At 62.3% G+C, this 20,673-nt stretch carries 23 protein-coding genes; 19 read left to right on the top strand and 4 right to left on the bottom strand.

From position 1 onward, the window contains the following. Positions 1-13 precede the first annotated feature (13 nt). The 5 genes from soxR (at position 14) to BLR69_RS00545 (ending at position 4,496) form a co-directional block, all read left to right on the top strand. Positions 14-463, top strand: a complete 450-nt coding sequence (soxR, locus tag BLR69_RS00570) for a redox-sensitive transcriptional activator SoxR (RefSeq protein WP_071496143.1) — start codon at positions 14-16, stop codon at positions 461-463. Between the two features lie 99 nt (positions 464-562). Further along, complete coding sequence (locus tag BLR69_RS00565) at positions 563-1,024, top strand: VOC family protein (RefSeq protein ID WP_071496144.1); 462 nt, start codon at positions 563-565, stop codon at positions 1,022-1,024. A gap of 198 nt (positions 1,025-1,222) precedes the next feature. Continuing rightward, positions 1,223-2,098 carry an alpha/beta fold hydrolase gene (locus BLR69_RS00555; RefSeq protein ID WP_071496146.1) on the top strand — a complete coding sequence of 292 codons (876 nt, stop codon included), beginning with the start codon at positions 1,223-1,225 and terminating at the stop codon, positions 2,096-2,098. Positions 2,099-2,198: 100 nt separating this feature from the next. Further along, positions 2,199-3,503: a dicarboxylate/amino acid:cation symporter gene (locus BLR69_RS00550; protein ID WP_071496147.1), complete on the top strand. Its 1,305-nt coding sequence runs from the start codon at positions 2,199-2,201 to the stop codon at positions 3,501-3,503. 78 nt (positions 3,504-3,581) lie between these two features. Continuing rightward, positions 3,582-4,496 (top strand): LysR substrate-binding domain-containing protein, encoded by a 915-nt coding sequence (locus BLR69_RS00545; RefSeq protein WP_197681375.1) that lies wholly within the window; start codon positions 3,582-3,584, stop codon positions 4,494-4,496. A 156-nt stretch (positions 4,497-4,652) separates the two neighbouring features. Here BLR69_RS00545 and leuD read toward each other — a convergent pair whose 3' ends face one another. Then, entirely contained in the window at positions 4,653-5,267 is a 615-nt protein-coding gene (gene leuD, locus BLR69_RS00540) for a 3-isopropylmalate dehydratase small subunit (RefSeq protein WP_071496149.1), read from the bottom strand. Then, complete coding sequence (gene leuC, locus BLR69_RS00535) at positions 5,264-6,682, bottom strand: 3-isopropylmalate dehydratase large subunit (RefSeq protein WP_071496150.1); 1,419 nt, start codon at positions 6,680-6,682, stop codon at positions 5,264-5,266. The genes leuD and leuC overlap by 4 nt, the downstream gene beginning before the upstream one ends. Positions 6,683-6,970: 288 nt before the next feature. On the opposite strand from leuC, the gene BLR69_RS00530 reads away from it, so the two are divergent. The 8 genes from BLR69_RS00530 to BLR69_RS00495 are packed head-to-tail and all read left to right on the top strand — an operon-like array spanning position 6,971 to position 13,127. Beyond that, positions 6,971-8,173: a PepSY-associated TM helix domain-containing protein gene (locus BLR69_RS00530; protein WP_071496151.1), complete on the top strand. Its 1,203-nt coding sequence runs from the start codon at positions 6,971-6,973 to the stop codon at positions 8,171-8,173. Then, on the top strand, positions 8,170-8,706 hold the full coding sequence (locus BLR69_RS00525) for a thiamine pyrophosphate-binding protein (protein WP_071496152.1): 537 nt from the start codon (positions 8,170-8,172) through the stop codon (positions 8,704-8,706). The genes BLR69_RS00530 and BLR69_RS00525 overlap by 4 nt, the downstream gene beginning before the upstream one ends. Further along, positions 8,703-9,032 carry a hypothetical protein gene (locus BLR69_RS00520; protein ID WP_071492272.1) on the top strand — a complete coding sequence of 110 codons (330 nt, stop codon included), beginning with the start codon at positions 8,703-8,705 and terminating at the stop codon, positions 9,030-9,032. The genes BLR69_RS00525 and BLR69_RS00520 overlap by 4 nt, the downstream gene beginning before the upstream one ends. Then, positions 9,029-9,589: a DUF6162 family protein gene (locus tag BLR69_RS00515; protein WP_071496153.1), complete on the top strand. Its 561-nt coding sequence runs from the start codon at positions 9,029-9,031 to the stop codon at positions 9,587-9,589. The genes BLR69_RS00520 and BLR69_RS00515 overlap by 4 nt, the downstream gene beginning before the upstream one ends. Before the next feature lie 19 nt (positions 9,590-9,608). Next, entirely contained in the window at positions 9,609-10,529 is a 921-nt protein-coding gene (locus BLR69_RS00510; protein WP_071496154.1) for a metal ABC transporter substrate-binding protein, read from the top strand. Next, a complete protein-coding gene (locus BLR69_RS00505) occupies positions 10,526-11,272 on the top strand; it encodes a metal ABC transporter ATP-binding protein (RefSeq protein WP_071496155.1) in 747 nt (248 codons plus the stop codon). Before BLR69_RS00510 ends, BLR69_RS00505 begins: the two co-directional genes overlap by 4 nt. Beyond that, positions 11,269-12,168, top strand: a complete 900-nt coding sequence (locus tag BLR69_RS00500; RefSeq protein WP_034103083.1) for a metal ABC transporter permease — start codon at positions 11,269-11,271, stop codon at positions 12,166-12,168. The genes BLR69_RS00505 and BLR69_RS00500 overlap by 4 nt, the downstream gene beginning before the upstream one ends. Further along, positions 12,168-13,127 (top strand): metal ABC transporter substrate-binding protein, encoded by a 960-nt coding sequence (locus tag BLR69_RS00495; protein WP_071496156.1) that lies wholly within the window; start codon positions 12,168-12,170, stop codon positions 13,125-13,127. The genes BLR69_RS00500 and BLR69_RS00495 overlap by 1 nt, the downstream gene beginning before the upstream one ends. On the opposite strand, the gene BLR69_RS00490 is transcribed toward BLR69_RS00495, so the two are convergent. Beyond that, complete coding sequence (locus BLR69_RS00490; protein ID WP_071496157.1) at positions 13,108-13,833, bottom strand: UTRA domain-containing protein; 726 nt, start codon at positions 13,831-13,833, stop codon at positions 13,108-13,110. The genes BLR69_RS00495 and BLR69_RS00490 overlap by 20 nt on opposite strands. Positions 13,834-14,180: 347 nt before the next feature. Between BLR69_RS00490 and BLR69_RS00485 the strand changes: the two genes are divergently transcribed. The 6 genes from BLR69_RS00485 (at position 14,181) to BLR69_RS00460 (ending at position 19,540) form a co-directional block, all read left to right on the top strand. Next, positions 14,181-15,257 (top strand): ABC transporter substrate-binding protein, encoded by a 1,077-nt coding sequence (locus tag BLR69_RS00485; protein WP_071496158.1) that lies wholly within the window; start codon positions 14,181-14,183, stop codon positions 15,255-15,257. Positions 15,258-15,442: 185 nt separating this feature from the next. Further along, positions 15,443-16,249 (top strand): alkaline phosphatase family protein, encoded by an 807-nt coding sequence (locus tag BLR69_RS00480; RefSeq protein ID WP_071496159.1) that lies wholly within the window; start codon positions 15,443-15,445, stop codon positions 16,247-16,249. Continuing rightward, positions 16,246-17,082: an ABC transporter permease gene (locus BLR69_RS00475; protein ID WP_071496160.1), complete on the top strand. Its 837-nt coding sequence runs from the start codon at positions 16,246-16,248 to the stop codon at positions 17,080-17,082. The genes BLR69_RS00480 and BLR69_RS00475 overlap by 4 nt, the downstream gene beginning before the upstream one ends. Continuing rightward, positions 17,069-17,869, top strand: coding sequence for an ABC transporter permease (locus tag BLR69_RS00470; RefSeq protein ID WP_071496161.1), 801 nt, complete (start codon positions 17,069-17,071; stop codon positions 17,867-17,869). The genes BLR69_RS00475 and BLR69_RS00470 overlap by 14 nt, the downstream gene beginning before the upstream one ends. Beyond that, positions 17,866-18,855: an ABC transporter ATP-binding protein gene (locus tag BLR69_RS00465; RefSeq protein WP_071496162.1), complete on the top strand. Its 990-nt coding sequence runs from the start codon at positions 17,866-17,868 to the stop codon at positions 18,853-18,855. Before BLR69_RS00470 ends, BLR69_RS00465 begins: the two co-directional genes overlap by 4 nt. Before the next feature lie 31 nt (positions 18,856-18,886). Continuing rightward, on the top strand, positions 18,887-19,540 hold the full coding sequence (locus tag BLR69_RS00460; protein ID WP_071496163.1) for an HAD family hydrolase: 654 nt from the start codon (positions 18,887-18,889) through the stop codon (positions 19,538-19,540). A 55-nt stretch (positions 19,541-19,595) separates the two neighbouring features. On the opposite strand, the gene BLR69_RS00455 is transcribed toward BLR69_RS00460, so the two are convergent. Continuing rightward, positions 19,596-20,558: a zinc-binding dehydrogenase gene (locus tag BLR69_RS00455; RefSeq protein WP_071496164.1), complete on the bottom strand. Its 963-nt coding sequence runs from the start codon at positions 20,556-20,558 to the stop codon at positions 19,596-19,598. Between the last annotated feature and the right edge of the window lie 115 nt (positions 20,559-20,673).

The raw sequence follows: 20,673 nt of genomic DNA, 5'->3' as shown, positions 1-20,673 counted from the left end.
ATCTGGAGTTTTTATGCTCAACAAGGCACTCACCGTCGGCCAACTGGCCGCCCGCAGTGGTGTGGCGGTCACCGCGCTGCACTTCTACGAGACCAAGGGGCTGATCAAGAGCAATCGCAATGCCGGTAACCAGCGACGTTACCCACGGGATGTGCTGCGGCGCGTGGTGGTGATCAAGATCGCCCAGCGCCTGGGCATTCCGCTGGCAACCATTGGTGAAGCGCTGCAGACGTTACCGGAAGGGCGCACGCCCGACGCCCAGGATTGGGAGCGTTTGTCCGCGCTGTGGCGGCAAGACCTGGATGAGCGCATCAACAAGCTGATGTTGCTGCGCGACAAGCTCAATGGCTGTATTGGTTGTGGGTGTTTGTCGCTGGAAGCGTGCCCGTTGCGCAATCAGGATGATCAACTGGGTGACCGTGGGCCGGGGGCGCAATTGCTAGAACCGACACCCCATGCATGACCGGCGAACCCGACACCTCGTCGGCGACCCACAGGCCATGCGATACGTGGCCTATAGTGAAAAGGCCGTCCCTCCACAACCACAATCAAGGAGAACGATATGAGCGTTAAATCTGTTCCAGAGGGCTTCCACAACATCACGCCCTACCTGGGCGTCGAAAAAGCCGCCGAAGCCATCGAGTTCTACAAGAAAGCCTTTGGCGCCATCGAAGTCATGCGCCTGGACATGCCCGACGGCAAGGTCGGCCATGCTGAACTGCGCATCGGCGATTCACCGATCATGCTCGGCTCACCCTGCGATGAAAGCGCGTTCGGCAGCCCACGCGATGGGCACACCAGCGTCGGTATACATCTGTACGTAAATGACGTCGACGCCCAGTACAGACAAGCCATTGCCGCTGGGGGGACTGCGATTTCCGAACCGAAGGACCAGTTTTACGGCGACCGCTCCGGCACGCTGAAGGATCCATTCGGGCATGTGTGGTTCGTGGCCACCCACAAGGAAGACCTGACCGAAGCGCAGATCCGCAAACGTGCCGAGGCCCTGTTCCAGCAAGGCTAACCCTCTGTAGGAGCGAGCTTGCTCGCGAAGAATGTCAACGATAACGCCAGCATCCTGAATGCACTCAATGTAGTGGCGTTTTTCGCGAACGAGCTCGCTCCAACATCACACTTCATGAACCCGCCCTCCACGTTTTCGCCCTTGCCCCGAACGCCCCGTGATTCCAGGATGCACGCACTCATCACAAGGAGTCATTCCATGTTCGCCGGATTCCAGAAAGACCAGTGCCACGTCAACGGCGTGGACATCAGCTACCGCAAAGGTGGTACAGGTCCCGGTCTGCTCCTGTTGCACGGGCATCCGCAAACCCACGTCATCTGGCACAAAATCGCCGAGCAACTGGCTGAACACTTCACCGTGGTGGCCGCCGACCTGCGCGGCTATGGCGACAGCAGCAAACCACCGGCCAATGACCACCACACGAACTACTCGAAACGCGAAATGGCCCGGGACGGCGTCGAGCTGATGCAGACGCTGGGCTTCGACACGTTCTCGCTGCTGGCCCACGACCGTGGCGCGCGCGTGGCCCATCGCATGGCCCTGGACCACCCGGCCGCCGTGCAACGCATGGTGCTGCTGGACATCGCCCCGACCCTGTCGATGTACGCGCAGACCGACGAAGCCTTCGCCCGCGCCTACTGGCACTGGTTCTTCCTGATCCGTCCGGCACCGTTGCCGGAAGCCTTGATCGAAAGCAACCCGGAACTGTACCTGCGCAGCGTGATGGGCAGCCGCAGTGCCGGGCTCAAGCCGTTCACCGATGAGGCCTTCGCCGAATACCTGCGTTGCCTGAAACTGCCGGGTGCCGCTACCGGCATCTGCGAGGACTACCGGGCTGCCGCCGGCATCGACCTCGAGCACGACCAGGCGGACATCGACACCGGCAATCACCTGAACCTGCCGTTGCTGGTGATGTGGGGCGCCGAAGGCACTGTCGGGCGCTGTTTCGAGCCGCTCAAGGAGTGGCAGAAAGTCGCCACCGACGTGCGTGGCAAGGCCCTGCCGGCCGGCCATTACATTGCTGAAGAAGCCCCTGAGTTGCTGCTGGGCGAAGTCCTGACCTTCCTTCGCTGAGCAACGCTGTAACCCCGTGACCTGATCCACCCGCCTCGCAGGCTGCCAATGGCCTGCGACGGGTTCGCTTTGCCCAAAACAACGTCTCGAGATAATAACAATGACAATCAGAAAACTGCTGGGAACCCTGTATATCCAGGTGCTGATCGCTATCGCGCTGGGCGTGTTGATCGGCCATCAATGGCCGCAGATCGGCGTCGACCTAAAGCCCCTTGGCGACGGTTTTATCAAGCTGATCAAGATGATCATCGGCCCGATCATCTTCTGCACGGTGGTGTCCGGCATCACCAGCATGCACGACGTGAAACAGGTGGGCCGGGTCGGCGGCAAGGCGCTGCTGTACTTTGAAATAGTCTCGACCATCGCCTTGTTGATCGGCATGCTCGCCGCGCACCTGTTGCATCCGGGCGTGGGCTTCAATATCGATGTGAAGACCCTCGACAGTTCGGCCATCGCCAACTTCGTCGGCCAGGCTGAACATGGCGAAGGCATCACCGGGTTCCTGTTGCACGTGATCCCAGCAACCTTCTTCGATGCGTTCTCCAAGGGCGAAATCCTGCCGGTGCTGTTCGTCTCCGTACTGTTTGGCGTGGGCCTGGTGATGGTCGGTGAAAAGGGCCGGCCACTGGTGGGTGTGGTCAACCAGGCCAGCGAAGTGTTCTTCCGCATCGTCGGCATCATCAGCCGGGTCGCACCGATCGGGGCCTTCGGTGCCATCGCGTTCACCATCGGCAAATACGGGGTGGGTTCGTTGCTGCCGCTGCTGAAGCTCGTGGGCACCTTCTATATCACCGCGTTTTTCTTTGTGGCGGTGGTGCTGGGCAGCATTGCCCGCTACGCCGGGTTCAGCATTTTCAAGTTGATGGGCTACATCAAGTCGGAACTGTTGATCGTGCTGGGCACCAGTTCGTCGGAATCGGCGTTGCCGCAGTTGATCCAGAAACTCGAAAGCCTGGGCGCCTCCAAAGGCGTGGTGGGCATCGTGGTGCCGACCGGCTACACCTTCAACCTGGACGGCACCAACATCTATATGACCCTGGCGGTGCTGTTCCTGGCCCAGGCCACCAACATTGATCTGCCGCTGGAGCAGCAACTGACCTTGCTGGCGGTGGCCATGCTCACGTCCAAGGGCGCGGGCGCGGTGGTTGGCGCAGGGTTCGTGGCACTGGCCGCCAGCCTGGCGGTGGTGCCGACCGTGCCGGTGGCGGCGATGGTGCTGATCCTCGGCATCGACCGTTTCATGGCCGAATGCCGTTCGCTGACCAATATCATCGGCAACGCCGTGGCTGCGCTGGTGGTAGCCGCCTGGGAAGGTGAACTGGACCGCGAAAAAATGGCGCCCATCGCTCTCAAGCGTGGCCGCCATGCTCGGGCGGCGGCTCAAGCCAAGGTCGCCGCCGAATAATCGACAACACCTGGGCGTGCCGGAAGACGCGCCCAACCGGTGCTATTCTGGCGGCTCATGCCGCCAGCCCTGTTTGTGATGACTAACAAGAAAGATACCGTGCCCCTACCCGAAGACCTGCGGGTGTTCCTGACCGTGATCCGCAAGGCCGGCTTCGCTGCGGCCGCCGATGAGCTGGGCTTGTCGCCGGCGTATGTCAGCAAGCGCATCCAGATCCTCGAAACCACCCTGGCCACCCGCCTGTTGCATCGCACCAGCCGGCGCATCGCCCTGACCGAAGACGGTGAACGGGTGCAGCGCTGGGCGGTGCGTATCCTCGAAGACTTCCAGCATCTCTGCGACGAACTCTCCGACGCCCATGACAGCCCGCGTGGCCACCTGCATTTGTGCAGCAGCTTCGGCTTCGGTCGCAACCATGTGGCCCCCGCCCTGTCGTTACTGGCAGAGCACTACCCGGACCTGGAAATCCGCCTGGACCTGTTCGACCGCGTGGTGGATATCGTCAGCGAAGGCTTCGACCTGGAGATCCGCGTAGGCGATGACATCCCCGGCCAGCACATCGGCCGCCGCCTGGTGAGCAACCGCCGCGTACTGTGCGCCGCCCCGGCTTATCTGGAGCGACGCGGCACACCGCAACAGTTGAGCGACCTGGAGCAGCACGACTGCCTGGTGCTCAAAGAGCGTGATAATGCGTTCGGCATCTGGAACCTGGAGCGCGACGGCACCCAGGAAAGCGTGCGCGTGCGTGGGCCGCTGTCATCGAACAATGGCGAGATTGTGTTGCAGTGGGCGTTGGATGGGCGCGGGGTGCTGCTGCGTTCGATGTGGGATGTGAAGCCGCTGCTGGAGCAAGGCAAGCTCGTGCAACTACTGCACGGTTATACCCAGAGTGCCAACGTGTGGGCGGTGTACCCGACACGGTTGGCGTATTCCGGGAAGCTGCGGGCCTGCGTGGAGTTTTTGCAGGAGCACTTCAAGGGGCTCTCAATCTAAGCGGTATGATCCGGATAAAAATGTGGGAGGGGCGGTGCGACGGTTCGACTTGCCCCCGATGGCGATGGGTCAGTCAACTTTTGAGTGACTGACACTCTGCAATCGGGGGCAAGTCGAACCGTCGCACCGCCCCTCCCACATTTGGATTCAAGTGGGTCAGTTGAGCCAGGGGTTGGCTTGCAGGTGCCGGCGTTCGAAAGCCCTGATCTCGTCACTGCGTTGCAAGGTGCTGCCGATGGCATCCAGGCCCAGCAACAACGCAGTCTTGCGCAGGCTATCGATCTGGAACGGGATCACCTGGCCATCCGCCAAATGGATCTGCTGGGCTTCAAGGTCGACACTGATATGCGCCTGGTCCGCCTGGCTGACGGTCTTGCCCAGCTGCTGCAACACCGCCTCGTCCAAGGTGATCAACAACACCCCGTTGCGCTGGCAATTGTCATAGAAAATCCCGGCAAAGCTGCTGCCGATCAGCGCGCGGATGCCCATCTGCTTCAAGCCCCATACCGCGTGCTCCCGGCTGGAACCGCAGCCGAAGTTCGGCCCGACCACCATGAAACTCGCGCCCTGCCAGGCCGGCTGGTTCAACACGAACTCGGGGTTGGGCTCGCCGGACGCCAAGAAACGCAGGTCGAAGAACAGCCCCCGGTCCAGGCCGCTGCGGTCGATGCCCTTGAGAAACTGTTTGGGCATGATCACATCGGTATCGATATTGGCCGCCAGCATCGGCGCGGCCTTGCCGGTGACCAGGGTGAAGGGTTGCAGGCTCATGGGCGCGCTCCAAAGTGGCGGATATCAGTAAGGCGGCCGGTAATCGCAGCGGCGGCGACCATCGCCGGGCTCATCAGGTGGGTGCGTGCGCCAGCGCCCTGGCGGCCTTCGAAGTTGCGGTTGGTGCTGGACGCGCAGCGGTCGCCGGGGGCGAGCACGTCGTCGTTCATCGCCAGGCACATCGAGCAACCCGACTGGCGCCATTCAAAGCCGGCGTCGATAAAGATCGCCGCCAGGCCTTCGGCTTCAGCCTGGTCACGCACCTCGGTGGAGCCCGGCACGATCATCGCCCGCACGTGTTCAGCGACGCGCTTGCCGCGCACCACGCTGGCGGCGTCGCGCAGGTCTTCGATGCGGGCGTTGGTGCAGGAGCCGATGAAGGCATGGCTGATGACGATCTCGCTCAGCGGCATACCGGCTTCCAGGCCCATGTAGTTGAGGGCGCGGCGCATGTCCTGGCGCAGGATCAGGTCGCTGACGTCCTGCGGGTCGGGCACGCGGGCGCCGATGGGCGCGGCCTGGTCGGGGCTGGTGCCCCAGGTGACCATGGGTTCCAGGGTGGTGGCGTCCAGGTGCACTTCCTGGTCGAACACCGCATCGGCGTCCGAGTGCAGTTGGCGCCAGCCCACCAGCGCCTGGTCCCACAGCGAGCCTTTCGGCGCGCGCGGCTTGCCCTTGAGGTAGGCGAAGACTTTTTCGTCCGGCGCCATGAACGCACCCCGCGCGCCCGCCTCCACCGCCATGTTGCAGATGGTCATGCGCGCCTCGACGCTCAGCGCATCAATGGTGGAACCACGAAACTCGATGGCATAGCCGGTGGCACCGGAGGCGCCGATCTTGCCGATCAGCGCCATGATCACGTCCTTGGACGTCAGGCCTGGCGCCAGGTCGCCGTCCACGCTCACGCGCATCGTCTTCAGGCGCTTGTAGACCAGGGTCTGCGAAGCCAGCAGGTGTTCGATCTCCGAGGTGCCGATGCCAAAGCCGAAGGCACCGAGGGCACCGTAGGTGGTGGTGTGGCTGTCACCGGCGGCAATCACCATGCCTGGCAGGATAAAGCCCTGCTCCGGGGCGATCACGTGTTCGATGCCCTGGCGTTTGTCGAGGATGTCCAGCAGCTCGATGCCGAAGTCCCGGCAGTTCTCCGCCAGGTAGGACACCTGCCGCGCCCCGCCTGCGTCGGGCATCGCCGCGATGCGCTTGGGCGTGGTGGGGTTCACATGGTCGACCACGGCCAGCGCCGTGCCTGGGCGCCACACGTTGCGCCCGGCCTCACGCAAGCCGCTGAAGGCCTGGGGGCTGGTGTATTCGTTGATCACCTGGCGGTCGATATAAAGCAGCACATGGCCCTGGTCATCCAGGGGGCACACCGTGTGGGAATCGATGTGTTTGTCGTAGAGGGTTCGGGCAGTCATTTTTCTGGACTCACTTTTGTAGGCGCTCGCTCAACGGTATGCGCCCATCCTACGCAGCCGCCCCACCCCATCAATGGCGCCTGGGTGATGGCTTGGAACATGTTTCGTGTTCGATCAAGGCAATAAAACGCTGTGAATGTGAACCTGAAACATTTTCTTTCATATCCGCCTTAGGGATTTCTCATTCTCATCCGTCTTAACTTAGATACAGCCTGTCGCGTCAGCAAAAGCTACGACTGGCCTTTTCCGGGCCTGCACTGCCCCTCTCCGATCAAGACCCTCATTCACATGTCGAAGAAGTCACGCTCCAAACTCTGGTTTCTCGTACATAGCTGGCTGGCATTGCCTATCTGGTTCTTTGTACTGATCGTCTGCGTCACCGGCACCCTGGCGGTGGTCAGCCAGGAGATCGTCTGGCTGGCCAACCCGGATATCCGTGCGAGCAAGCCCTCGGACGATGCCGAACCGCTGAGCTACGACCAGGTGATCGCCGCCATCAAGCGCGATGAACCCCAGGTGTACGTGCAGTCGATCAGCCGCCCCGACGAATCGCACTTTGCCTTGAGCGTCGACCTCAGCTACCCCGACGGACGCTCGGTGGAGGTCTACGTCAACCCGTACACCGGGGCGATCCAGGGCATCAGCCCGTCCTTCAACTTCCAGCAATTCACTCGCGCCCTGCATGGCTGGTGGCTGGTGCCCTTCACCAATGGCTACAGCTGGGGCTGGTACCTGGTGTCGGCACTCGGCATCCCGCTGCTGGCGTCGCTGGTCACGGGGCTGGTGGTGTACAAGCGGTTCTGGAAGGGCTTCCTGCGCCCGACCCTGCGTATCCGCCACGGCGCGCGGATTTTCTGGGGGGACTTCCACCGCTTGAGCGGTATCTGGTCGATCTGGTTCATTGCGGTGATCTCGGTCACCGGCATCTGGTTCCTGATCCGGGCGATCTTGGGCGACAACCAGATTTCGATTTCCACCGAACCGGTCATCCCCGTGATTGCACGGGAGAAGGTGCCGATGTCGGCGCCCGGCGTGCCGGCCCCCATGATTCCGGTGGACGAGGCGATCAAGATCGCCACCCAGCGCATTCCGGGCCTGGAGGCGAGTTTCATCAGCCTGCCGCTGAATGCCTACAGCCACCTGCAGATCGGCGGGCGCGGCTGGTACCCGTTGATGTTCCAGACCGCACAGATCAACCCCTACGACGGTGAAGTGGCTGCGGCGCACCTGCTGTCCGACCGCTCCAAGCTGGAGTTCGTCACCGAATCCATGCGCCCGCTGCACACCGGCGATTTCGGCGGGATCTGGATCAAGCTGATCTGGGCCTTCTTCGGCCTGATCATGAGCATGATGGTGTTGAGCGGCCTGCTGATCTGGACCAAGCGCACCGCCCTGGCCACCCTCAATGCTTTCAAGCGTGAAGCCAAGGCTCAACACAAACCGGTTTCCCTCCCCGCCCGGCAGGCGCAAACCTCGGAGGCCAACTCATGAGCAAGGTCGCTGCGGCAAAGCCATCGCCTCTGCGGGCGTTCTGGCTGAAATGGCGTTTCCATATCAACGTGCTGCTGTTACTGGTGCCACTGGGCTTCATGCCCAAGTACTTCGCCGACGCAGCGCTGTTTCGCGGCGACACCGGCATCGGTGAACGGGTGGCCGGCGACGTACAGGTCGGCCCCTGGAGCCTGAAGCTTGCCGAGTTTCGCAATGAAGGCCCGCGCCGCGACCCGGCCGGCCCGATGAAGTTCTTCAACGCCGCCCTGTGCGACAGCTGTGCCGACCAGGTCAAGGCCACCTACCTGCGCATCGGCAAGCCGCGCAGCCTGCGGGCTGCCGGGGTGATCTTCTTCGGCACGCCGTACCGCATGGGCGCCGGCCTGCCGATTCCGGAACGCACGCCCGTCGACGCCGAACTGTGGGTGACCATGGAAGGCTGGGACGGCAGCATGCACCAGGGTTCCATCCCGTTGAGCCAGGCCTCGCCTGCCACGATTGCCTGGCTGAACAAGCAAGGAGTTAAACCATGACTTTGATGCGATTGACCCGCGCCTGCGGCGTGCTGTTGATGGGTGCCGGTTTCAGCACCGTCGCCCTCGCCCACAACCCGATGTGCGAGTGCAAGGAAATCCCCGGCGAGCAGATCCAGTGCAAAGGCGGCTTCTCCGACGGCAGTGGTGCACCCGGCGTGACCCTGGACGTGATCGGTTACGACGAAACCATCCTGGTGCCCGGCAAACTCGGCCAGGATTCGACCCTGACCTTCAAGAAGCCGTCCGCCGAGTTCTACGTACTGTTCGACGCTGGCCCCGGCCATGTGGTGGAAATCGACCAAGCGGATATCCAGCCGCAATGAGTACCACACAGGTTGTACGCCCCGCCGGTGCCGGTCACGAAACCCTCTACGTGCTGCTGTTGTGCCTGATCATCCTCGCGGTGGCCGGCTCGGTGGTCGCGCTGCACGGTGAATCCCAGGAGATGGCGGCAATACCGAGCCACCAATTGGACGCACGCCGTGACCTGAGCGCCGCCGAGCAAGGCATTTATGCCGACCTGCGGGTGACCCTGGATGAGATCCAACTGTTGCAGCAGGAGCAAAGCGCGCTGCCCAGCCCGGCGCAACTGGCCGAAGAAGGCTTCGCGCCGTTTGCCCAGGATGCCAGTTCGGTCAGCCGTGGCGATCACCGCTGGCAGTTACTGGAACCCTCTGCCTACCTGGGCGTGAGCCAGGTGCCGGCCACCAGCGGTTCACTGCTGATGCGCGTGCACGGTGCCGAGCCGGACATCTGGCTCAATCGCCAGGCCCACCTCGCCGCTCCCTCCGACCTCTCTGACCAGGCGCTGATCGCAGCCGGCTGGCAGCAGGTGGTCGCGCAATTCGATGCTGGCGTCACCCGCCAGCACCGTCACTGAACGAGAAGACCGATTGCCCATGTCTATTTCATCGCCCCTGTTGCGCCTGTTGCTGGTTGGCCTGTTCAGCCTGATGCTCGCCCCTCTGGCCAATGCCGAAGCCGCCAAACGCCTGCGAATCGGCATCACCCTGCACCCTTATTACAGCTACGTGGCCAATATCGTCGGCGACAAGGCCGAGGTGGTGCCGCTGATTCCGGCCGGCTTCAACCCCCATGCCTACGAGCCACGCGCCGAAGACATCAAGCGCATCGGCACCCTGGACGTGATCGTGCTCAACGGCGTTGGCCATGACGATTTCGCTGACCGCATGATCGCCACCAGCGAGCGTCCGGACATCCCGGTGATCGAAGCCAACGCCAATGTGCCGTTGCTGGCCGCCACCGGCAACGCCGCACGCGGCGCGGGCAAGGTGGTCAACCCGCATACCTTCCTGTCGATCAGCGCATCGATTGCCCAGGTCAACAACATCGCCCGCGAACTGGGCAAGCTCGACCCGGACAACGCCAAGACCTACACCCAGAATGCTCGCGCCTACGGCAAGCGCCTGCGCCAGATGCGCGCCGATGCCCTGTCCAAATTGACCAGCGCACCCAACCCGGACCTGCGCGTGGCCACCGTGCACGCGGCCTACGACTACCTGTTGCGCGAGTTCGGCCTGGAAGTCACCGCCGTGGTCGAACCGGCCCACGGCATCGAGCCCAGCCCCAGCCAGTTGAAGAAGACCATCGATGAACTGCGCGCCCTGGACGTGAAAGTGATCTTCTCGGAGATGGACTTCCCGTCCACCTACGTCGACACCATTCAGCGTGAGTCCGGGGTCAAGCTGTACCCGCTGTCGCATATTTCCTACGGCGAATACAGCGCCGAGAAGTACGAAGTGGAAATGACCGGCAACCTCAATACGGTGGTCCGGGCGATTCAGGAGTCCGGGGCATGACGGCGGCGCAACAGCTGAAGGCGCTCAGCGTCGGCCCGACGCTCGAGTTCGACAAGGTATCGCTGACCCTGGGTCGCACCGTGATCCTCGACACCGTGAGTTTCCAGGTACAGCCGGGCAGCATCCATGCGCTGGTCGGCCCCAACGGCGGCGGCAAAAGCTCGCTGATCAAGACCCTGCTCGGGCAAACGCCCCATCAGGGTCGGCTGAGCCTGCATTGGCCGGCCGCGCCCGGCACCATCGGGTATGTGCCCCAGGCCCTGGAGTTCGACCGGGGCTTGCCGATGACCGTGGATGATTTCATGGCCGCCATGTGTCAGCGGCGCCCAGCGTTCCTGGGCCTGTCCAAGCATTACGCCGGTGCGATTGGCGACGCGCTGGAACGCGTCGGCATGCAGGACAAACGCAAGCGACGCATGGGCGCCCTGTCCGGTGGTGAACGCCAGCGTGTGCTGCTGGCCCAGGGGCTGATCCCGGCGCCGCACCTGCTGGTGCTGGATGAGCCGATGTCGGCCTTAGACGAAGCCGGTATCCAGGTGTTCGAGCGCCTGCTCAATGACTGGCGCCTGGCCGGGATCACCGTGCTGTGGATCGAGCATGACCTGGAGGCCGTGGGCCGCCTGGCCGACCGCGTCACCGGCCTGAACCGCCGCGTGCTGTTCGACGCCACGCCCAAGGAGGCGCTGACCCCGGATCGTCTGCTGACCCTGTTCTCCACCCATCCTCGGAGCCCGGCGCAATGAGTTATGAAGCTTTTCGCTTGATGGTCCAGGGCTGGGCCTCTTCCGGCTATCTGCCGGAGGCGCTGGCCTACGGTTTTGTGGTCAACGCCCTACTTGCAGGCTTGCTGATCGGCCCGGTGCTGGGCGGCCTGGGCACGCTGGTGGTGGTCAAGCGCTTCGCGTTTTTCTCCGAAGCCGTTGGCCACGCTGCGTTGACCGGCGTGGCGGTCGGGATTCTGCTCGGTGAACCCTACACTGGGCCATATGGCGCGCTGTTCGGCTACTGTCTGCTGTTCGGCATCCTGCTCAACTACCTGCGCAACCGTACGGGCCTGGCGCCGGATACCTTGATCGGGGTGTTCCTGTCAGTGTCACTGGCATTGGGGGCGAGCCTGTTGCTGATCCTGGCGGGCAAGATCAACGTGCACATCCTCGAGAACGTGCTGTTTGGCTCGGTATTGACGGTCAACGGCAACGACCTGCTGGTGCTGGCGATTGTCGGTTCGCTGGTGATGGCCCTGGCGCTGCCGCTGTACAACCGCATCATGCTGGCCAGTTTCAATCCGCAACTGGCGGCGGTACGCGGCGTCGCCGTGAAAACCCTGGACTACCTGTTCGTGATCCTGGTGACGCTGATCACCGTTGCGGCGGTCAAGGTCATCGGCGCAATCCTGGTGGGTGCACTGCTGGTGATTCCGGCGGCTGCGGCACGCCTGTTGAGCCAATCGCTCAAGGGCTTCTTCTGGGTCTCGGTCGCCATTGCCACGGTCAGCACCCTGTGCGGGATCCTGCTGCCGATCATTTTCGACCTGCCCGTGCCGTCCGGTGCCGCCATCATCCTGGTCGCCGGTATCGCCTTCGCCCTGGCCGCCATCGCGCGCGGCACGGTGCCCAGCCTCAAAGGGAATCTTGGATAATGCGTCCTGTACTTCGTCCATTGGCTCTGGCCATCATATGTTTCATCAGCACTTCGGCCCTGGCGGTCGACGGGTTAGAGCCCAAGCCTCTCAAGATCCATCAGGGATTGGGCCACGCCGCACTGAGCAAGGCCACTTCGGTAAAACAGGTGAAGATCCTCGCTTCGCTGCCGATTACCTACGGCCTGGCCGAGGTGCTGCTCAAAGGCACCAACGTACAGCTTGAGCGCGCAGCGCCGGCCAACTTGCCGGGTTCACGCCAGGTGTCCTACTTCACCGGGCGTGGCGCGCCAGCCCTGAGCAAGTTGGCGCTGGACGCCGACGCCGCCATCGGCCTGCGCTCACTGTGGGCCGATGACCCGCTGTACCCGGTGGCGCGGCGCAGCAATATCCGCATCGTCGAAGTCGACGCCGCCCGCCCGGTAGATGGTGGCTTGCCCGGCATCGCCGTACAGCCGGGCGTTGCAGACGGTCTGAACAGCCAGCCGTGGCAGTCGAGCAACAATATGGGGCGCATGGCCGATGTACTGGCCGCCGACCTGGGCCGCCTGGCCCCGGATGCCAAGCCGAAAATCGACGCCAACCTTGCCGCCCTCAAGCAGCGCCTGCTCAAACTCACCGCCGACAGCGAAGCGCGTCTGGCCAAGGCGGACAACCTGAGCGTGGTCAGCCTGAGTGATCACTTTGCTTATCTGGTCAGCAGCCTGAACCTGGAAGTGCTCACCACCGACGCACGGCCGGATGCCGACTGGACACCCGAGGCGTTACAGAAGCTCACGGCCGCATTGAAGCACAACGATGTGGCGGTGGTGCTGCATCATCGCCAGCCGAGTGAGGCGGTGACGGCGGCGGTGACATCAGGGGGCGCCAAGCTGCTGGTGCTGAATGTGGACGGTGCGGAACCGGTGGCGGAGCTGGAAACCAATGTGGACCAGGTGATCAAGGCGCTGACCCCATAACATCCACACCAACATGAATCGCATCATGCCGCCAGAATTCCAGGTCGCAGTCGATCAACCGCTGGTGCTGGTCATAGTTGACCCGGGCGATACGCAAGCCCGGGCTGCCCACCGACACGCGCAACGCAGCGGCGGCCTCCACCGGCAGTGACGTCGGCACGATCTCGAAACGCACCCGCCCATAATGCAGGTCGTACTTGCGCGCATACAACTCGGTCATCGACTGATTCAGATCACACCCCAGGATCCCCGGAAAATACTGCGGGTTCAGGTAGTGCTCCACATACAACACCAGGCGCCCATCGATGCGCCGGCCACGGCAGATCTGGATCACGCTCGACAGTGCCGGCAACTGCAACCACGCACACACCGCCGCCGACGCCGGTTGCAGCCGCGCGGAAATGACCTCGGTGGAAGCCACCCGCCCCTGGTCGCTGACCATCGCGTGGAAGTGACTGCGCTGCATCAGGTTGTAGGCCAGCCGTGGCGGCGAGACAAACCAGCCGCGCCGTTCCTCGCGATAAATCTGCCCCTGGGCTTCCAGTTGTAACAAGGCTTCCCGCACCGTAATCCGGGTGGTACCAAACAACTCGCTGAGCTTGCGCTCGGCGGGCAGTTTGCTGGCAGGCGGCAACAGGCCGTGGTCGATCTGCTCTTGCAGCGCCAGGCCGATGGATGTCACCGCCTTGATTGCCTCATCACGCATCAACGTTACCTATCTGGACTAGACCAGCACCGACAAGGTGCACAAACCGCTGCGTAAATGGGCTTGCACGGTTGCGTGCCAGCCTAGGTATTACAGATGACCGACAGATGACAGTCCGTGTGCATCCGTCGCAGCACACCCTGCAATACATCGGCCAAGTCCAGTCCCTACGGGCGCTTGAGCATGGTCTACGCTCACTCTGCGACGAGCGACATTAACGATTTAAAAACGACATCGACATGAAACTGTCATCCATCGAGCCTAGATTGGCTCAGGTATTGCTCTGACCTAGACCAACAACACCGCAGAAACAACCGCCGCGTTGAAAACGCCCAAAGGAGCTTCGGATGAAACAGCTTTTCCTGGCATCACTGTTAGGCTCGACCATTGCCATGTGCACCGCCGCCATGGCCGCTGATACCGATCTAAAAACCCTGGAAGCTGCCGCCAAGGCAGAAGGCGCTGTCAACAGCGTCGGCATGCCCGATGACTGGGCCAACTGGAAAGGCACCTGGGAAGACCTGGCCAAGACCTACGGCCTCAAGCACATTGACACCGACATGAGCTCGGCCCAGGAAATCGCCAAGTTCAAGGCTGAAAAAGACAACGCCAGTGCCGATATAGGCGACGTGGGCGCGGCGTTTGGTCCGATTGCGGTGAAGCAGGACGTCACCCAACCGTACAAACCGTCCACCTGGGCCCAGGTCCCGGATTGGGCCAAGGACAAAGACGGTCACTGGGCCCTGGCCTACACCGGCACCATCGCGTTTATCGTCAACAAGAAACTGCTGCACGGTTCTGAAGTGCCTACCAGTTGGGCTGACCTGCAGAAAGGCAAATACAAGGTTTCCATCGGTGACGTAAGCACTGCGGCGCAAGCGGCCAACGGCGTGCTGGCGGCAGCCATTGCCAATAAAGGTGACGAAAAGAACATCGCCCCTGGCCTGCAATTCTTCACCAAGATCGCCCAGCAAGGCCGTCTCTCGCTGTCCAACCCGACCATCGCCACCATGGAAAAAGGCGAAGTCGAAGTGGGTGTGGTCTGGGACTTCAACGGCCTGAGCTACAAGGCCAAGATGGCCAACCCGGATGACTACGTGGTGCTGATCCCATCGGACGGCTCGGTGAAATCCGGCTACACCACCATCATCAACAAATACGCCAAGCATCCGAACGCCGCCAAGCTGACCCGCGAATACATCTTCAGCGACGCCGGCCAACTCAACCTGGCGAAGGGCAATGCGCGTCCGATCCGCGCTGAAACCGACCTGAAACTGCCGGCCGACATCGCCAAGAACCTGATCCCGGGCGAGCAGTACACCAAGGCCAACCCGCAGCCGATCAAGGATGCCGATGCCTGGGAAGCCACGTCCAAGAAGCTGCCTCAGTTGTGGAACGAGCAAGTCATCGTAGAGATGAAGTAAGCCTGTCATCCACATTGGAACTCCACTGGAGATCCACTGTGGGAGGGGGCTTGCCCCCGATGGCGGTGGATCAGTGACAGGTATTCAAACTGACACGCCGCTATCGGGGGCAAGCCCCCTCCCACAGTTGACCCAGCCCCAAGTTGATACCGAGTCGAACCCTCTGTTGCGGAGCCCCAGCCCCCATGAAGCACAATGTCATCCTTGTCGTGCTCGACGGCCTCAACTTCGAGGTTGCGAGGCACGCCATGGGGCACTTGCAGGCCTATGTCGGCGCAGGACGCGCAGCCCTGTACAAACTGGAATGTGAACTGCCCGCCCTGTCCCGCCCGCTGTATGAATGCATCCTCACCGGCGTGCCACCGATCCAGAGCGGTATCGTCCACAACAACGTCTCGCGCCTGTCCAACCAGCGCAGCATTTTCCATTACGCCACCGACGCCGGCCTGACCACGGCAGCGGCGGCCTATCACTGGGTCAGCGAGTTGTATAACCGCACGCCCTTTCTCGCCGCCCGCGACCGTCATACCGACGACCCGGCGCTGGCGATCCAGCATGGGCATTTCTACTGGAATGACCACTACCCGGACTCCCACCTGTTCGCCGACGCCGAAAGCCTGCGCCTCAAGCACGCGCCGAACTTCCTGGTGGTGCATCCGATGAACATCGACGATGCCGGCCACAAGCACGGCCTCGACACCCCGCAATACCGCAACAGCGCACGCTCGGCCGACATCATCCTGGCCGATTACCTGCAGGGCTGGCTTGATGCCGGCTACCAAGTGTTGGTGACTGCCGACCACGGCATGAACAACGACCGTTCCCACAACGGCCTGTTGCCGGAAGAGCGCGAAGTGCCGTTGTTTGTCCTCGGCGATGCCTTCAGCCTGAACCCCAACGCCATGCCGAAACAGACCGACCTCTGCGGCACCGTCTGTGAGCTGCTGGGCGTACCCCACGACAAACCTGTATGCCGGGAGCTGTTGAAATGACGCGTGGCAAATGGCTGGCGCTGCTGTGCCTGGTGCCTTTCGCGCTGTTCTTTATCGTGTTCGAAATCGCCCCGCTGGTGTGGGTGCTGATCAACAGCCTGCAAACCGAAGAGGCTGGCTGGGGCGTGGACAACTTCACGCGGATCTTCAGCTCGAAGTTCTACCTGCAAGCGATCCAGTTCAGCCTGGAGATCAGCTTCTACTCCAGCGTGTTCGGCATCATCATCGCCACCCTCGGCAGTTACTCCCTGCGCCGGGTGGACTCGCCGCTGCGCAACTTCGTCACCGCCTTTGCCAACATGACCAGCAACTTTGCCGGGGTGCCCCTGGCGTTCGCGTTCATCATTCTGCTGGGCTTCAACGGCAGCATTACGATTATGCTCAAGCAGGCGGGGATCATTCAGGACTTCAACCTGTACTCCAAGACCGGCTTGATCATCCTCTATACCTACTTCCAGATTCCCCTGGGCGTGTTGCTGCTGTACCCGGCCTTCGATGCGCTGCGCGAAGACTGGCGCGAGTCGGCATCGCTGCTGGGCGCGAACGGCTGGCAGTTCTGGCGGCATATCGGCCTGCCGGTGCTCACCCCGGCCCTGCTCGGCACCTTCGTGATCCTGCTGGCCAACGCCCTGGGGGCCTACGCCACGGTGTATGCGCTGACCACCGGCAACTTCAACGTGCTGCCGATCCGCATCGCGGGCCTGGTCTCCGGTGACGTGTCCCTCGACCCGAACCTGGCCAGCGCCCTGGCCGTGGTGCTGGTGGCGCTGATGACCGTGGTCACCGTGGTCCATCAACTGCTGCTCAAGAGGAGCTACCATGTCTCGCGCTGAAGCCGGCCCGGCCTCCCTCTACCACCGCGTGGTGGTGTGGCTGTTATTTGCAATCCTGGTGCTGCCGTTAGTGGGCACCTTCGTCTACTCCATCGCCAGCAGTTGGTCGGCAACAATCCTGCCGGCTGGTTTCACGGTGAAATGGTACGTGCAGCTGTGGAGCGACCCGCGCTTCCTTATGGCCTTCGGGCAATCGTTGCTGGTGTGCGTCGGCGCGCTGGTGCTGTCGGTTGTGCTGATTTTGCCGCTGCTGTTCGTGGTGCATTACCACTTTCCCAAGCTCGACGCGCTGATGAACATCCTGATCCTGCTGCCCTTCGCAGTGCCGCCGGTGGTCTCGTCGGTGGGCCTGCTGCAACTGTATGGCTCCGGGCCCTTTGCGATGGTGGGCACGCCGTGGATTCTGATCGGCTGCTACTTCACCGTCGCGCTGCCGTTCATGTACCGGGCGATCACCAACAACCTGCAAGCGATCAACCTGCGCGACCTGATGGACGCCTCCCAACTGCTTGGCGCCAGCACCTGGCAGGCGGCGATCCTGGTGGTGCTGCCGAACTTGCGCAAAGGCTTGATGGTGGCACTGCTGCTGTCGTTCTCGTTCCTGTTCGGTGAGTTCGTGTTCGCCAACATCCTCGTGGGTACGCGCTACGAAACCCTGCAGGTGTACCTGAACAACATGCGCAACAGCAGCGGTCACTTCACCAGTGCCGTCGTGATTTCCTACTTCTTCTTTGTGCTGGTGCTGACCTGGGCCGCCAATATCTTGAACAAGGACAAAAGCCAATGAGCTTCGTCAGCGTCCAACACCTGCAAAAAGGCTACGCCGGCACCCCGGTGTTCAGCGATATCAACTGCGAAATCGCCAAGGGCGAATTCGTCACCCTGCTCGGCCCGTCCGGGTGCGGCAAGTCCACACTGCTGCGCTGCATCGCCGGGCTGACCTCGGTCGACAGTGGGAAAATTCTGCTGGATGGGCAAGACATCGTCCCGCTGAGCCCGCAGAAACGTCATATCGGCATGGTGTTCCAGAGCTATGCACTGTTCCCCAACATGACCGTGGAACAGAACATCGCCTTTGGCCTGCGCATGCAGAAGGTCAACGCCGACGACAGCCACAAGCGCGTGCAGGACGTGTTGCAACTGGTGGAACTCAAGGACCTCGCCGGCCGCTACCCGCATCAGATGTCCGGCGGCCAGTGCCAGCGCGTGGCCCTCGCCCGCTCCCTGGTCACCCGTCCGCGCCTGCTGTTGCTGGATGAACCGCTGTCGGCGCTGGACGCACGGATTCGCAAGCACCTGCGCGAGCAGATCCGCCAGATCCAGCGCGAGCTGGGGTTGACCACGATCTTCGTGACCCATGACCAGGAAGAAGCCCTGACCATGTCCGACCGGATCTTCCTGATGAACCAGGGCAAGATCGTGCAGAGCGGCGACGCCGAGACTCTCTACACCGCGCCGGTGGACGTGTTCGCCGCCGGGTTCATCGGCAACTACAATCTGTTGGATGCCGATAAGGCCACCCAATTGCTGCAACGCCCGATCAACAGCCGTATAGCCATTCGCCCGGAGGCCATCGAGCTGAGCCGCAACGGCGAGTTGGATGCCCTGGTGCGCAGCCACAGCCTGCTGGGCAACGTGATCCGCTACCGCATCGAAGCGCGTGGCGTGGAACTGGTGGTGGACGTACTCAACCGCTCGGCCGACGACCTGCACCCTGACGGGCAACGCCTGGCACTTTCCATCGACCCAAGCGCCCTGTGTGAAGTAGCCTGAGCAGCGACGATTTATTGAGAGAGCGTGACGGATGGCATTGGTAATTTTTGATCTGGACGACACCCTGATCCACGGCGACTGCGCCACCCTGTGGAGCGAGCAGATGGGCCGCCTGGGCTGGGTCGACCCTGAGTCGTTCATGCGCAGGAACAACGAATTGATGGCCGCCTACAGCCAGGGCCAGCTGAAGATGGAAGACTTCATGGACTTCAGCCTGGAGCCGATGATCGGCCGCACGCCCGAGGAAATCGAGCATCTGGTGGAGCCCTGGGTCGAGGACGTGATCGAGCCGCTGATCTACAGCGACGCCACCAAGACCATCGCCCGCCACCGTGCGAATGGCGACCGGATCCTGGTGATCTCCGCTTCTGGCACGCACTTGGTCACCCCGATTGCGGCGCGGATCGGTATTGATGAAATGCTGGGGATCAACCTTGAAGTGAATCACGGCGTGTACAGCGGCCATACCGAGGGTGTACTGACCTACCGTGAAGGCAAGATCACGCGTTTACTGGAATGGTTGGCGCAGGAAGGTGAAACGCTGGACGGGGCGTACTTCTATTCAGACTCGCGCAATGATTTGCCGTTGTTGCTGAAGGTGGAACATCCACAAGTGGTGAACCCGGACCCGGTATTGCGCGAGCACGCCGAAAAGGCTGGCTGGCCGATCCATCACTGGACCTGAAACAGCCCCTTCAGAAATTGAAATGCTCCCACATTGACTGCATTTCAATCCGGGGTCAGCTCAGGCTTTCGTCAATCACCAACACCAACTTCCCGGAAATCCGGTTGGTCGCAAGCTCGGCAAACGCCGCTTCGGCATCCTTGATCGGGAAGGTCCTGGCCAGTTGCGGGCTCAGCCGCCCTTCAACAAACAGCGGCCACACATGCTGGCTCAAGTCGCTGAACAGGTCGGCCTTGAACTGATCACTGCGGCTGCGCAAGGTCGAGCCCAGCAACTGAATGCGCTTGCCCAGCACCTGGGCCAGGTCCAGTTGTGCGTCACGCCCGCCCATCAAGCCGATCAACACCCACCGACCATCCAGGGCCAGCAGCTTGAGGTCCAGCGCCGCATAGTTGCCGCCGACCGGGTCGAGGATCACATCGAACGGCCCGAAATCGCGCAGCCCTTCGATGCCGTCGGTACGCACCACGCCGCCTTGTGCGCCCAGTGCCTCGCAGTACGCCAGGCGCTCAGCCGAGCCAACGCTGACCCAGCACGGGCTACCAAACGCCTTGCACAGCTGGATCGCCGCCGAGCCCACGCCACTGGCGCCGGCATGCAGCAACACTTTTTCGCCAGGCTTGAGGCCCGCCAACTGGAATAGATTGAGCCACGCCGTGCTGTACACCTCAGGCAGCGCCGCCGCTTCGACCAGCGACAGGCCTTCCGGCACCGGCAGCACATGCCGCGCATCCACCACTACTTCTTCGGCCATGCCGCCACCGGCGAGCAGTGCGCAAACCCGGTCACCGACTTGCCAGGATGAACCGGCGCCCACTTCGCTGATCACTCCGGAACACTCCAGGCCCAGCACGTGGCTGGCACCCGGTGGCGGCGGATAGAGCCCCGCACGCTGTAATAAATCGGCGCGATTGAGGCCCGCTGCCGCCACACGAATACGAACTTGCCCTACATCGCAAGTAGGACTGGGTTCTTCCAACCACTCCACATGACCGTCAACGCCTTGCAATGCTTTCACAGTGCCTCCATAGTGAGTCTGGACTGAGCCCGTAGCTGTATCGCCGGGCTTTTTGCATTATGCGACCGGACCATATGGAACCGGCTCCCTCAAAGACGGCCTAATATGCGTTATC

Source organism: Pseudomonas azotoformans, from assembly GCF_900103345.1.
In the GTDB taxonomy this organism is placed as follows: domain Bacteria; phylum Pseudomonadota; class Gammaproteobacteria; order Pseudomonadales; family Pseudomonadaceae; genus Aquipseudomonas; species Aquipseudomonas azotoformans.
The sequence above is the reverse complement of the archived record's forward strand: the minus strand, read 5'-3'. Positions and strand labels throughout refer to the sequence as shown.

Excerpts from the sequence above, each read along its gene's own strand:
- BLR69_RS00510 (WP_071496154.1), top strand. The coding sequence starts at position 9,609 with ATGTCTATTTCATCGCCCCTGTTGCGCCTGTTGCTGGTTGGCCTGTTC.
- BLR69_RS00465 (WP_071496162.1), top strand. The coding sequence starts at position 17,866 with ATGAGCTTCGTCAGCGTCCAACACCTGCAAAAAGGCTACGCCGGCACC.
- BLR69_RS00490 (WP_071496157.1), bottom strand. The coding sequence starts at position 13,833 with ATGCGTGATGAGGCAATCAAGGCGGTGACATCCATCGGCCTGGCGCTG.
- soxR (WP_071496143.1), top strand. The coding sequence starts at position 14 with ATGCTCAACAAGGCACTCACCGTCGGCCAACTGGCCGCCCGCAGTGGT.
- BLR69_RS00530 (WP_071496151.1), top strand. The coding sequence starts at position 6,971 with ATGTCGAAGAAGTCACGCTCCAAACTCTGGTTTCTCGTACATAGCTGG.
- BLR69_RS00500 (WP_034103083.1), top strand. The coding sequence starts at position 11,269 with ATGAGTTATGAAGCTTTTCGCTTGATGGTCCAGGGCTGGGCCTCTTCC.
- BLR69_RS00480 (WP_071496159.1), top strand. The coding sequence starts at position 15,443 with ATGAAGCACAATGTCATCCTTGTCGTGCTCGACGGCCTCAACTTCGAG.
- BLR69_RS00525 (WP_071496152.1), top strand. The coding sequence starts at position 8,170 with ATGAGCAAGGTCGCTGCGGCAAAGCCATCGCCTCTGCGGGCGTTCTGG.
- leuC (WP_071496150.1), bottom strand. The coding sequence starts at position 6,682 with ATGACTGCCCGAACCCTCTACGACAAACACATCGATTCCCACACGGTG.
- BLR69_RS00475 (WP_071496160.1), top strand. The coding sequence starts at position 16,246 with ATGACGCGTGGCAAATGGCTGGCGCTGCTGTGCCTGGTGCCTTTCGCG.
- BLR69_RS00515 (WP_071496153.1), top strand. The coding sequence starts at position 9,029 with ATGAGTACCACACAGGTTGTACGCCCCGCCGGTGCCGGTCACGAAACC.
- BLR69_RS00555 (WP_071496146.1), top strand. The coding sequence starts at position 1,223 with ATGTTCGCCGGATTCCAGAAAGACCAGTGCCACGTCAACGGCGTGGAC.
- BLR69_RS00565 (WP_071496144.1), top strand. The coding sequence starts at position 563 with ATGAGCGTTAAATCTGTTCCAGAGGGCTTCCACAACATCACGCCCTAC.
- BLR69_RS00485 (WP_071496158.1), top strand. The coding sequence starts at position 14,181 with ATGAAACAGCTTTTCCTGGCATCACTGTTAGGCTCGACCATTGCCATG.
- BLR69_RS00505 (WP_071496155.1), top strand. The coding sequence starts at position 10,526 with ATGACGGCGGCGCAACAGCTGAAGGCGCTCAGCGTCGGCCCGACGCTC.
- BLR69_RS00460 (WP_071496163.1), top strand. The coding sequence starts at position 18,887 with ATGGCATTGGTAATTTTTGATCTGGACGACACCCTGATCCACGGCGAC.
- BLR69_RS00550 (WP_071496147.1), top strand. The coding sequence starts at position 2,199 with ATGACAATCAGAAAACTGCTGGGAACCCTGTATATCCAGGTGCTGATC.
- BLR69_RS00470 (WP_071496161.1), top strand. The coding sequence starts at position 17,069 with ATGTCTCGCGCTGAAGCCGGCCCGGCCTCCCTCTACCACCGCGTGGTG.
- leuD (WP_071496149.1), bottom strand. The coding sequence starts at position 5,267 with ATGAGCCTGCAACCCTTCACCCTGGTCACCGGCAAGGCCGCGCCGATG.
- BLR69_RS00495 (WP_071496156.1), top strand. The coding sequence starts at position 12,168 with ATGCGTCCTGTACTTCGTCCATTGGCTCTGGCCATCATATGTTTCATC.
- BLR69_RS00520 (WP_071492272.1), top strand. The coding sequence starts at position 8,703 with ATGACTTTGATGCGATTGACCCGCGCCTGCGGCGTGCTGTTGATGGGT.
- BLR69_RS00545 (WP_197681375.1), top strand. The coding sequence starts at position 3,582 with ATGACTAACAAGAAAGATACCGTGCCCCTACCCGAAGACCTGCGGGTG.